This is a genomic window from Alteromonas sp. P256, from assembly GCF_036864455.1.
In the GTDB taxonomy this organism is placed as follows: Bacteria; Pseudomonadota; Gammaproteobacteria; order Enterobacterales; family Alteromonadaceae; genus Alteromonas.
Window position 1 is genome coordinate 352,126 of the sequence record NZ_JAZETM010000003.1, and the last position, 11,725, is coordinate 363,850.

Consider the following 11,725-nt stretch of genomic DNA (forward strand, 5'->3'; position numbering starts at 1 on the left):
AGAGAACCCTTCAATGGCTTTAGAAAAGTTTAATTACCCTGACGGAACAACCTCAGTTCCGAACATAACGGCGGCGAGTAATAACCTAGTTATTAATGACGGAAAGGCGTATGTGTCTTCTCCTGTTTCAAGTAACTTTTTTATTTTCGAAGATTCGGTATCAAACGGCGTTTTTGAAATGTACGCCGAAGAGCCAAGCGAAAGTAACAAGCAATACGGCTTTATGGCCCGTTATGTAGATATAGATAATAACTGGCTAATAACCGTTTCTGATGGTACTAGCGGTCGAGTCCGGATTATTAAAAAAGTCAATGGTTCAAATACTACCGTAGAAGAAAATAACCGTGAAGACGTACACAACCGAAATGGCAACAAACTGAAGTTGAAAGTTACGGACGAAGAAATATCCTTTTACGTGAATGACGAAAGAGTTCTTTCAACTAAAGACCAATTTTTATCGGGTCAAGGTAAAACAGGGTTTAAAATCGACGATCCTTCAATAGCTGTTAATTGGATGTCTTACCCAACCGAAGAACCTGTATCGTTGGTACACAGCGGGAAAGCCTTGAGTGCAACAAAATTAGGGCAAATTGTACCTCTGCATAGCGATATGGCGAGCATTGGTTTGTACTCAGAGTATTGGCCTAATGTTGTCCGTGGAGACACAATACCTAACTGGCCTTCTACTAAATACCCTCTCATTATGTATACCTCGCCAGATCACGCCCCAGCAAACGTGACAACCGGAATTTATGTTCGTGTATACAACGCAGAGTTAGGAGAGCCAACGGATACTGCCGCGTGGGAAGAATGGCAAAATGTATCTAATCGTGCTGAGTTTGACCATATAGCTAAAAAAACGAATCCTATATTTACAGAAAGCGCAGCCCCGAGCGAAACCCCTTCGGTTATTTCTAGTAACGGAATAGTGTATCTATTCACGCACAATATTTTAAATGCTGGCTCTGGAGGTAATGTAAATCAAGGAACGTCATTAGCCAAAGGTGTTAACGGAATTGATTTTACTAGTGTTGCTTCACCTTTACTTAGTTACGATGCCTATAAAGAACAAGGGGATATGCACACGGGTTATGCGAACATAATAAAAAACCCCATCCCTTCGCAACCGTATGAATTTTTAGTTAATGCTACGCATGGCGGCGGCGATCCTTCTCGCGGCCCTTCTGAAGTCATATATGGAACCAATGACCTTGAAGACCCCGAAGCTTACGAAATAATAACTATGTTCGATAGAAGCCGTCACCCAGAAGTAATATATTCGGGTGCTACCGCTGGTTGGGGAGTGACTTGGGTAGTTATGCTTCACAACATTTCTACGCTTAGAAAAGAGGGGCCGTACTACCGTTTATCTGTAAACATTAGAAAAGATGTAGTTACTGGCGGCGATGGAATACCGGTAAAACCAATTGAGGTGTTAGTCGATGAAAACTTTAACATTGTCTCTTTGCCAAACAGGTTTGTCGAGTTAGGAGATAATGGAACTTTTGACGATGGGGAAATAACGCATTACAGCGAAGTAGAGTACGAAGGAAGGCTTTATGGTTTCTACCGTGGCAAAGCGCAAAACAACGACACCGTAATCGCAATGCTAGACGTTGCCGAGATAGATTACGATTGGTCGATAATCCACCCTCTATCGAATAAAACTGAGCTTTTACGTGTAAATAGCAATAACACTTCTGGAATGTCAGCTACCAGCAATCCAACAACAAACCAAGATGGATTGTTAGAATTTCCGTTAAACGCGAATGGAAATTCCAACGTTATAGATTTCGGCACGTTTAACCTTTCAGATTACGACGTATTAGAAGTTAAATTTAAAAGACAAGCGCAGACGGATGTGCAAGACATTTACGGCGAAATTGGGTTTTTTGACGACCCTAGTTCTCCTAGCAACGCGGCAAGGTTTATTTGGACTAAGAATAATGGAAGCCTTATTTTTAATGTCTTGTCTGAGGGAGTTGCAAACAAAGAACATGATACTCGTAAAACTGTCGGCAGTTACGACCGTACTCAAGCCGACGACAAAAGAGAGTATTACACTTCCAGAATTGTTTACGGAATTCGAATTTTCCCTGCCACGCGAGTAGTTCACGTCCTTGGAGGGGTTAGCGTAATAAACGAATTTACGCTAGAAAACTTAGACATATCACAACCTCTAGCCCTAGCTATGAACTTTAGCACTCCTAGCGGTGAAAACACTTCGATGGAAGTTGAAGAAATCACTGTTAACTCTTACTCAAATGCTGCAAGAGAAGCAACAACACCGACTGTTAACGCGGGTGTTAACGATGCAGGAATGGTGGGTGAAACCGTCCAATTAAACGGTTCTGCCAGTGATTACGACTCGTTACTTTGGGAGTGTACTAGTGGCCAAACTCCAACATTCTCTGATGCGACGATTCTAAATCCAACGGTCACGTTTAACGAAGCGGGGGTGTATGACCTTCAACTTACAGCAACTAACGCCCAAGGTAGCACGATTGACTCTGTTGAGTTTGTTATTAACGAAGAAGTAGACAGTACGCCCCCGCAAATTACCTTTGTCGGCGGCAGCACTGTTAACCTGCTTGTAGGTGAGTCTTACACGCCCCAAGTAACGGTAGTTGACGCAAACGATGGCACACTGACGCCCACAATCACAAACAATGTTGACACCAGCACTGCGGGCACTTACACAGTAACGGCAACCGCAACCGACGCCGCTGGAAATACAGGCTCGGCAACCCAGACCGTCATTGTAGAGGCAGTACCAGTGAACCAAACACCCACCGCCAACGCTGGACCAGACCAGTCAGTAGCAGCGGCTACACAATTCACACTCGACGGTACCGGTTCGCAAGATACCGACGGCACAATAATAGAATGGCGCTGGACGCAGACTGCCGGCGATACAGTAATGCTCGATTTATCTGACCCTGCACGGCCAGTAGGTACATCGCCTAGTAGATCATCATCACAAACTCTCACGTTCGAGCTTGTTACAGTTGATGATGAGGGGGCGGAAAGTAACCCTGGTACAGTGAACATTAATGTAGCCGCGGTGGTTCTTTCTGAGGTTTTAAAAGTCATTGAACGATTGGATTTCGATTTAGTAACACAGGGTGATGTAAACGCATACTTTGGGCGTGCAAATAGGGAAGTCATGAAGCTCAAACCATCAAACCCTGCGGGCTTGGCGCTTGATGCAGATGGCTTCATTATGCTCAACGACAACACTATACAAGAAGTTAAAGTTATAGCAGAAGGAAGCTCAATATCATCTAATACAGATTCTATAAATATTGAAGGCTCTGAAATGCTTGTTCGGTTGGGTGATTTAGAAGTATCTAAAAGCGGTAATATTTACTTTTCTATCATTGTTTTTGTCGATGGAGATAACAAAGGTGTAGTTGTTTCATCTAGAAGCTCTAGTGGCAACAAACCCATGTCATACGTCACACTTTAGCTTCATAATATCGGCGTTTTTATCACGGTATAATGCGGCCTGCGGGGCTGCATTATATTTTGAAAATCAACCTTATCCAATTGATATAAATGGTTTTTATAGTGTGATTTAAAATCCCTCGCTGGTAACAGCGTGCCGGTTCAAGTCCGGCCCCGGGCACCATTTCTTAGTATTTCATCGTCTTTAACAGTCTTTTAAACCCATTAAAAACAAGCCTTGCAGGGTATTTGTTGTCTTCAGTCGTCTTACCTTGTCAAATCATAGCTTGCTGTTTTCCCCCTCTGACGGCTTATTCTCAATATACAATGACCTCGAAGAAAAAATAAAAGCATTGGACAATGTTCCGCTATTGAAACTCTCTGACACGCAAAAAGAACATTTTTTAATGTTAGAGAGCATCGCTTTAGCTGCTTCCGCTATAAATCAAATAAGAGTTCACTGTGTGTTGCTCGAAAAAATATCTAGCCACAACATCTATACACGATACTTTCGGCGTAAATATAAATTACCTTGGCAAAGAATTTTAACTCTTAAATTGAAAGATGATTAATGGAAAGAACCGTCTGTTTAGACTTTGCGTTGCTTTCTTTTTTTAGCTTTACTTAAGTTTGCATGCTGCCTCAAAAGTTCGCCAAGAAAATTTTCAGTTTTATGATGTTCGGTGCAAAAACTAATACACTCATTAGGGGATATTACCAAAATTGAGGATTACCGATGAAATACATATTAATACTTGCGCTTTTTTTAGCTGTTTCTTTTGTTCAACTGACTAAAGTGTTGTTTACTTGGTCTGGTTACGTAGATTTAGAAGCAAATTTTTTGTTTCTTGTTGTCACATTAATAGCTCTTATCTTTGTTGGTGCCAACGCAGTTAAACGATAGGTCATGCAAAACACCATCCCGAGCTTTACCGAGCCCATTAGAGTTGGAAAAACGTTTAATGTAACGTTTTTAGTAATATGGGTTAGAAAAAGTTAATGTGTTTTATATTTTTTATTCACTTCAGCTTGGGTACTGCTCTAGGCTTATTTTGATGAAGCCTAATGACGTTGCAACTACTCTTAACCAAAATACCATGCATTTTAATAAATAAGAGCATTGGCGTTGCATGTTTGCTTCCTATAACCTTGCGCTCCTATATCCATCTTTAAAATTGGTGAACACATCATGTCTCAACCCCTGAAGCATCAAATTGGCAATATTTCTATCGTGGTCGATGATTACGATGATGCTCTTGAGTTTTATATTGAAAAACTACAGTTTGTTTTAATCAACGACATAGCCTTAGATGAAGGGAAGCGGAGAGCGTAAACTTTTGGCGAGACTATGAGCACATGAAAGCCAGTGGTGTTGTGTTTGACGAGGAGCCAAGAGTCGAAGTATATGGCACCGTTGTTGTTTTCCAAGATTTATCCGGAAACAAATGGGATTTACTGCAAAGTAGTGTAGCTAGCGAATAAAATGGCTATCGACTAAAATTCTATACAGTCTTAATAAACCAGAGATACGGTGAATACATGACGTTGGACGCGCAATTTAATGAGTGCGGATTTATCATCTTAAGGAATTTTTTCAATAACGAAGAAATTACCCAGATAGAAACCCACGTCGACCGCATTTTTGAAACCTGGGTAAAAAAAAACGAGCAAGTCATATACGATTACAGGCTGGTTAACATGCACTCGTTAACTAGTCCCCAATACTTTGATGATACTCCACATCAAAGGGAGAAGTTTTTTAGCGCAATTGCGCCGTTTAAGCTCACCTCTGTGCTTGATAATATCTTTGGTGAAGGGCTGTATTTCCACAATACTCAATTATTCTTTAACCCTTCAAACACTCAGCGCCTTCCATACTGGCATAGAGATATTCAGTTTAGCGATATAGAAGACAATGCTCAGCGCGATGAGCAGCATTCTATACTGAACCTTCATGTTCGCATTCCGTTAGTGGACGAAAAAGGCCTTGAGCTTGTTCCAGGGTCTCACAAGCGGTGGGACACAGAGCAAGAGCGCAATGTGAGGTTTGAGTTGGGTGGCCGTAAAAACAGTGAAGACCTTCCTGATTCGTTGATGATGAACCTTGCCCGAGGCGATGTCTTGATATTCGACGGACAAATGCTGCACAGAGGTGTGTATAAGCACAACCCAATAAGAAAAGCTTTCGATGTGTGTGTGGGAAAGTACCATTCTATCTCTTCGTGCTTTTTAGACCCACAGGTACTGCCAACCGAAGAGGAGATGGCGCACATCAATAATAATGGCTGGTATACACTGGCAAGAGAAGTGTCCGCAAAAATAGTTAAGAGATAGATGAGGACACTAACTGGTTATTATTTTCGAAGGAGTTGGTAGCGCGCTTAAGTTATGACGTTAATAGTGATTGACTAAGGGCATCGAGCCCTTGGTCAATTCCTGTTACTAAACACGTGAACTATTCAGCAGCTGCGTTTTTGAGTGGTTTCATTTTATCTTCAATATCTGAGGCTTCTTGCTCTGTAAGCGACGTTTCAAGAGGGGCTGGTTTGCCGTATAAGTAACCTTGTAAATAATCTGCTTTGGCGCCTTTCAACCACTGGGCTTCATCTTCAGTTTCCACGCCTTCTGCAATCACCTCAATACCACTGCGGTTGGCTATTTGAATAAGACTCCTAACGATATTTTGTTTGTAACTGTCGTTATGAACATTCCTAACAAGCTCCATGTCTATCTTCACAAAATCAGGGCGTAAGCTTTGAAGCAAGTTAAGACCGGACCATCCAGAGCCAATATCATCGAGGGCAATTTGGAAACCGGCATTGCGATAGAATGCTAGAATTCCTTTTAGGTGGTTTATGTCTGAGGCTCGGTGAGTTTCTGTTACTTCAAACACAATGTCGGAGGGTGATAGCCCGATGTCACTAATTGCTGCTGCGGTCGCCCTTAAGCAATAAGAGGGGTCGTAGATGCTAGATGGATTAAAGTTGATAAATAGTTTAGTTCTTAATTTACCTCTTGCTGCGCACTCTACTGCAGAGCGTCGTGCAACCAAATCGAGGGAGAATAAAAGGTCAGACTTTTCTGCAAGTTTAAATGCCAATGCTGGCGGTACGATTGAGCCATGTTCGTCGCGAACCCTAAACAACCCTTCATTTGCAAAAACCTGCCCATCTACAGCGCTAACAATGGGTTGAAACCATGATTCGTAACGCTGTTTCTCAATACTCTCCACCAGCCATTTTGCTTGATATCGATTAACCAACACTTCAAGCGTCACCATACGGCCAATATCGTCAATAGTTGGGTGTTGATCGTGTGACGCAGTGGTGACCTTAGTATTTTCCTTTTCTTTTGACTCTAGTGCGCCATTGAGGGACATGATGAATCTTTGAATATTTAAACGTTCTACTACGCAAGAAATACAGTGGTCAGACTGCTGAGTAGCATGAATCTCCATTGAGCCACATAGCCCTGCAACTTTTGAAAATGTTTCGAGTGTGGGCACGAAGATCCAAAAGTGAGTGGTCTCAAAAAAAAAGTCATCAATAGATTCGCAGTCTGCGCAGTACATAAGTTATTCCTAAAACATGTCAATGGGTATGGTTACATTAGTGACTGTATTTTGGTTTCCTATGTAGTGAAATTCTGATAATTAGCGTTTATAAACTGTTATATCTATTCAGTAAGTAGCTTTGTACTAACAGGTGATTGACGGCAAGTGTGGTAGTATTCGAAATAGTATTGATCATCCACTGGTAAGGGTAACCGTTGAACTCAGTTATGGCGCTGCGCGCACAAGAGCTATTAAAAGCAGAGCGCCCATTTCATGCGCGAGGAAGCAAAGTTAAACGCTGTGATGCGTGCCTTTTGCCTGTCCCTCAATGTATTTGCGCCTACAAACCTGAATTGGGCACGGATGTTGCCGTGTTAATTCTCATGTACAAAGGGGAGTACTTTAAGCCCACGAATACGGGTCGGTTAATTGCCGATGTGGTGAAGGAAAACTACGCGTTTTTGTGGCACCGCACTGAGCCAGCTGCAGATATGCTGGCAGTGATTAATAACCCGGCCTATCAGCCTGTTGTGGTGTTCCCCCACGAATATGCCAACGAAATCCATCGCATTGACAAACCGCCTGTGGCAGGTGAGAAAAAGCTTCTTTTTATTTTTCTTGATGGGACTTGGCGCGAAGCTAAAAAAATGTTTAGTAAAAGTGATTACCTTTCAAACTTGCCCGTTTTAGGGGTGAACCTTGAAGGCTCATCTGATTATTTGCTGCGTGAGTCATCGCATATGTTTCAGCACTGTACCGCAGAGGTTGGGGTGCACATATTGGAAATGGCTAAAGAAAAAGAAGGGGCAGAAAAGCTTGCTCAGTATTTCAGTATTTTTCGAAGAGAATATTTAAAAGGAAAACCTCACTTGCGCGACAAACTAGACTTTGCCAGTGCGCAGGTGAAGTAATACGTTTACAAGCCTAAGCATTATTTGCGACACTCTGGGCGCTACAATTTTTTAAACTAGCCATTCGGAGAATTTTAATGTCATCAGTAACATTTCAAGGTAATGAAGTAAAAACAGTAGGCGAATTACCCAGTGTAGGCGCAAGTGCACCTGCATTTACGCTAGTTAAAGCAGATTTAAGCGAAGTTGCTTTATCTGACTTGTCTGGAAAGCAAGTTGTATTAAACATCTTTCCATCAGTTGATACTGGAACCTGTGCCACATCGGTACGCAAGTTCAATGAACATGCCGCAACGCTAGACAATACCGTCGTAATTTGTGTGTCAGCAGACTTACCGTTTGCTGCAGGCCGCTTTTGTGGTGCCGAGGGTATTGAGAACGTTATTACCGGTTCTACATTCCGCTCATCATTTGGCGACGACTACGGTGTTGCGTTTGAATCAGCACCGTTAACAGGTTTAATGTCCCGTTGTGTTGTTGTTATCGATACCAATGGTAACGTGGTTTACACAGAGCAAGTCGCTGAAACTACTGAAGAACCAAATTATGATGCCGCAGTTGCTGCGTTAAGCTAAACTCTCTTAATTGGTTGTGCAGTTTATATAATCGATTGGAAACCGCTGGCATAAATAAGCGTGTCAGCGGTAGCCAATGTATTTATAAATACTGCGATTTGTATTTTTAGGAGAGACCTATGACATCAACGTTACTTCAAGTTGGAGAGCTTGCCAGTAAAATGCAGGAGAAACCTGTAACCCTTCTGCGAGCGTTGATGGATGATCCGCTTACCCAAACACCCGACAAGCGGGGTGCCATGGTATTGCCGGCCTCAGTCGATTTAGACCTAGACGGTGAGGGCAGCGATCATGCCACTGGTTTTCCCCACAGTATGCCGTCTGCCGAAGATCTCGCAGTATATTTAGGTAAGCAGGGCATAACGTCAAACACTACCGTTGTGGCCTACGATACGAGAGGCGTTTATAGTGCGCCTCGTGCTTGGTGGATGCTTAAAGCGCTAGGCCACAATAATGTGTATCTACTTGATGGTGGACAGCCTGCTTGGAAAGACGCAGGTTTTCCTGTATCGGAGCAACAGCACTTTGGCAAACTGACTTACCACCCGTCGCCTCGCAATGGATGGTTTGTTAATTCCAGTGCGGTGCTTCAGTCTCTCAATACAAATGCACAACTGGTAGATGCCAGAAGTACTCCACGTTTTAGAGGGGAAGTATCTGAGCCTCGCGTTGGTGTGCGCTCAGGTCACATGCCTGGCGCATTAAACTTGCCTTTCGGTAGTCTTATTGAAAATGGTCGTTATCTTCCCATACAATCTCTCAAGCAAGTTTTTGAGCGTGCAGGTATAAATTTGTCTTTGCCGATTATTTGTACCTGTGGGTCGGGAATTACAGCATGTGTTGTTGGTTTTGCCGCCCTTTTATGCGGCGCGGAAGAGGTTTCTATTTATGATAGTTCTTGGTCAGAGTGGGGGGCCGATCCCCAATATCCCGTTATTGTTGATTAACGCTTAGGTACAATTTAACAATAAAGATTCAACACTAAAGAATCAACGAATCAGATATCGCTATTCCAATGGATTGAAAACCATGCCTCAAATAAAAACACTGCCAAAAATAGTTATTCTTACAGGTGCTGGCATTTCTGCCGAATCAGGGTTACAAACCTTTCGTGATAATAACGGCCTGTGGGAAAATCACAGCGTTGAAGAGGTGGCAACACCACAAGCCTTCGAAAATAACCCTGAGTTGGTATACCGCTTTTACAATGCGCGCAGAGCACAACTGCAAGACGACCAAGTGTCGGCCAATAAAGCCCATCATGCGCTTGCTACATTAGAGCAGCATTGGAAAGCGCAATTGGTGTTAGTAACACAAAACGTCGATAATTTACATGAGCGCGGAGGCAGCGAACGCGTGCTGCATATGCACGGCGAACTTCTTTCTGCTCGATGTAGCTCCTCAAACCAAACATTTGAATGGTCTGAGTCATTTGATGGTAATACGGCGTGTCCTTGCTGTAGCAATAAAACCTTAAGACCAGACATAGTCTGGTTTGGTGAAATGCCCATGTATATGGACGAAATAATGTCACATCTTTCTACCGCAGACATTTTTATCGCCATTGGTACCTCTGGTAATGTGTATCCAGCAGCGGGCTTCGTGCAGCTAGCAAAAAGTGCGGGTGCCCACACCATTGAGGCGAATTTAGAACCAGGCAGCTCAAATGCGTTATTTGATGAGTCGCTTACGGGGTTGGCCTCAGATGTTGTGCCGAAATGGGTAGACGACACTATTGCTCAATATACAAAATAGAAGACAGAGTGAATGCAGTATCTTAATGAATTCCTTACCATCGCTTTGGTCCATTTAGTGGCTGTAGCAAGCCCCGGCCCAGACTTTGCCATTGTGGTGAGAAATAGTGTCGCTTATGGACGTCGAATTGCGATATTCACCAGCGTAGGCATCGGTGCTGCTATTTTATTACATGTAGCCTATTCGCTAGTGGGGCTCAGTGTGGTTATTGCCACTACACCGTGGCTGTTTACCACGTTTAGCTATTTGGCAGCGGCCTATTTACTTTACCTTGCGTTTGGGGCGCTAAGAAGCAGTCCATCTAATGATGCTATGCCAGATGAGCAAAAAGTCGCAAACGCTATGATATCGCCGAAAAAAGCACTTTGGATAGGCTTTCTGACTAACGGACTCAATCCTAAAGCTACCTTATTCTTTCTGTCGTTGTTCACTGCCATTATCAGTATCGACACGCCTTTCAGCGTGAGGTTGGGGTATGGCATCTACCTTGCGATAGCCACCGGGCTGTGGTTTTGCTTTTTATCCTATATGCTCAGCACCTCAAAAGTGGCAGAGTTTATTGGCAAGAAAGGCTATTGGTTAGACCGCGCAATGGGCGTTTTATTGGTGGGGTTGGCAGTGAAGCTGGTCGCGGGTTAACGCGACCAGCTTTGGTAAGATTAAACAGATAGAGCGTGCTTACTCTTCAGGATCTGGAGAAAGGGTTGCCAGCATGTCAGCAATTTCTTCTTTTAACTCTTTGTCCTCAATTTTATTAGCACTCACTTTCGCCGATTCAAGGCTCTTTATGGCTGCGTACTTTTGACCGCACTCTACCTGTAATTGCGCCATTGAAAACGCAATGGAAGAGAGGTGGTCTTTCGAATTTATTTTTTCTGCTTTTTTAAGCGCCTTGGCATAAATAACAAGCGCGTCAACCAGTTCTTCTGTGAAATCGGCCAGCGTTTCCCACTGTTCGGGATGATCTTTTGGAGTATCTTCATGTTCAATACACAGCGCATGCAGCTCTTTGTATAATGCGTCGAAAGTTTCTCTGTCGTCTTTATTGGCAGCTTCCATAAGCTGCTCGCTAAGGTGATATACAGCTTTATATATTTTGGTATTGATCATAAAAACACATGTCCATCTTTGGTATTAAACGCGATAGCGCTATAGGCAAAGCAAGCAGCAATAAAGTACTGGTGCCATGCAAGTAATAGTCTTCAATTAGTAAGCTTCAAGCAACCATCTTCAAGCAACCATCTTCAAAAAAAACCTGAAGAAGTACTCCTTAAGCAAACGGCTAGCATTCACGCTATGGCAAAAATCTCGCGACAAATATCTTTCGAAGTGACTCGCAGTATGAACGCATAATACCTTAATTATATGAAACGTGTTTCGCATTCACTAAAGTATTTCTTCAATGTGCTCAATCTTTTAATTGACGTTAATGTTGAATGCTGTCGCAACGCAAGCAATACAAGCAACAGACAATAGGCGCAGAT

11 protein-coding genes and 1 pseudogene are annotated in these 11,725 nt (G+C 42.9%); 10 read left to right on the forward strand and 2 right to left on the reverse strand.

The window, feature by feature from the left end:
• The first annotated feature begins 13 nt into the window (after window positions 1-13).
• The 5 genes from V7R39_RS07245 (at window position 14) to V7R39_RS07260 (ending at window position 5,781) form a co-directional block, all read left to right on the forward strand.
• Window positions 14-3,469, forward strand: coding sequence for a PKD domain-containing protein (locus tag V7R39_RS07245; protein WP_334029695.1), 3,456 nt, complete (start codon window positions 14-16; stop codon window positions 3,467-3,469).
• A gap of 714 nt (window positions 3,470-4,183) precedes the next feature.
• Window positions 4,184-4,351: a hypothetical protein gene (locus V7R39_RS07250; protein ID WP_334029696.1), complete on the forward strand. Its 168-nt coding sequence runs from the start codon at window positions 4,184-4,186 to the stop codon at window positions 4,349-4,351.
• A gap of 285 nt (window positions 4,352-4,636) precedes the next feature.
• Window positions 4,637-4,780 carry a VOC family protein gene (locus tag V7R39_RS17825; protein ID WP_438823521.1) on the forward strand — a complete coding sequence of 48 codons (144 nt, stop codon included), beginning with the start codon at window positions 4,637-4,639 and terminating at the stop codon, window positions 4,778-4,780.
• Window positions 4,781-4,803: 23 nt separating this feature from the next.
• On the forward strand, window positions 4,804-4,929 hold the full coding sequence (locus V7R39_RS17830) for a glyoxalase (RefSeq protein ID WP_438823522.1): 126 nt from the start codon (window positions 4,804-4,806) through the stop codon (window positions 4,927-4,929).
• Window positions 4,930-4,986: 57 nt separating this feature from the next.
• A complete protein-coding gene (locus V7R39_RS07260; RefSeq protein ID WP_334029697.1) occupies window positions 4,987-5,781 on the forward strand; it encodes a phytanoyl-CoA dioxygenase family protein in 795 nt (264 codons plus the stop codon).
• Window positions 5,782-5,902: 121 nt separating this feature from the next.
• On the opposite strand, the gene V7R39_RS07265 is transcribed toward V7R39_RS07260, so the two are convergent.
• Window positions 5,903-7,018, reverse strand: coding sequence for an EAL domain-containing protein (locus tag V7R39_RS07265; protein WP_334029698.1), 1,116 nt, complete (start codon window positions 7,016-7,018; stop codon window positions 5,903-5,905).
• A gap of 209 nt (window positions 7,019-7,227) precedes the next feature.
• On the opposite strand from V7R39_RS07265, the gene V7R39_RS07270 reads away from it, so the two are divergent.
• The 5 genes and pseudogenes from V7R39_RS07270 to V7R39_RS07290 all read left to right on the forward strand — a co-directional run bounded on the left by V7R39_RS07270 (window position 7,228) and on the right by V7R39_RS07290 (window position 10,880).
• Complete coding sequence (locus V7R39_RS07270) at window positions 7,228-7,911, forward strand: tRNA-uridine aminocarboxypropyltransferase (RefSeq protein ID WP_334029861.1); 684 nt, start codon at window positions 7,228-7,230, stop codon at window positions 7,909-7,911.
• Window positions 7,912-7,988: 77 nt separating this feature from the next.
• On the forward strand, window positions 7,989-8,486 hold the full coding sequence (gene tpx, locus V7R39_RS07275; RefSeq protein ID WP_334029699.1) for a thiol peroxidase: 498 nt from the start codon (window positions 7,989-7,991) through the stop codon (window positions 8,484-8,486).
• A gap of 119 nt (window positions 8,487-8,605) precedes the next feature.
• Window positions 8,606-9,433 carry a sulfurtransferase gene (locus V7R39_RS07280; protein WP_334029701.1) on the forward strand — a complete coding sequence of 276 codons (828 nt, stop codon included), beginning with the start codon at window positions 8,606-8,608 and terminating at the stop codon, window positions 9,431-9,433.
• A gap of 34 nt (window positions 9,434-9,467) precedes the next feature.
• A pseudogene (gene cobB / locus V7R39_RS07285) lies at window positions 9,468-10,241 on the forward strand (Sir2 family NAD+-dependent deacetylase); the annotation flags it as partial.
• Between the two features lie 12 nt (window positions 10,242-10,253).
• Window positions 10,254-10,880 carry a LysE family translocator gene (locus V7R39_RS07290; RefSeq protein ID WP_334029702.1) on the forward strand — a complete coding sequence of 209 codons (627 nt, stop codon included), beginning with the start codon at window positions 10,254-10,256 and terminating at the stop codon, window positions 10,878-10,880.
• 39 nt (window positions 10,881-10,919) lie between these two features.
• Here the strand turns inward: V7R39_RS07290 and V7R39_RS07295 are convergent, their stop codons facing one another.
• Window positions 10,920-11,351 (reverse strand): tetratricopeptide repeat protein, encoded by a 432-nt coding sequence (locus V7R39_RS07295; protein ID WP_334029703.1) that lies wholly within the window; start codon window positions 11,349-11,351, stop codon window positions 10,920-10,922.
• Window positions 11,352-11,725: the final 374 nt, after the last annotated feature.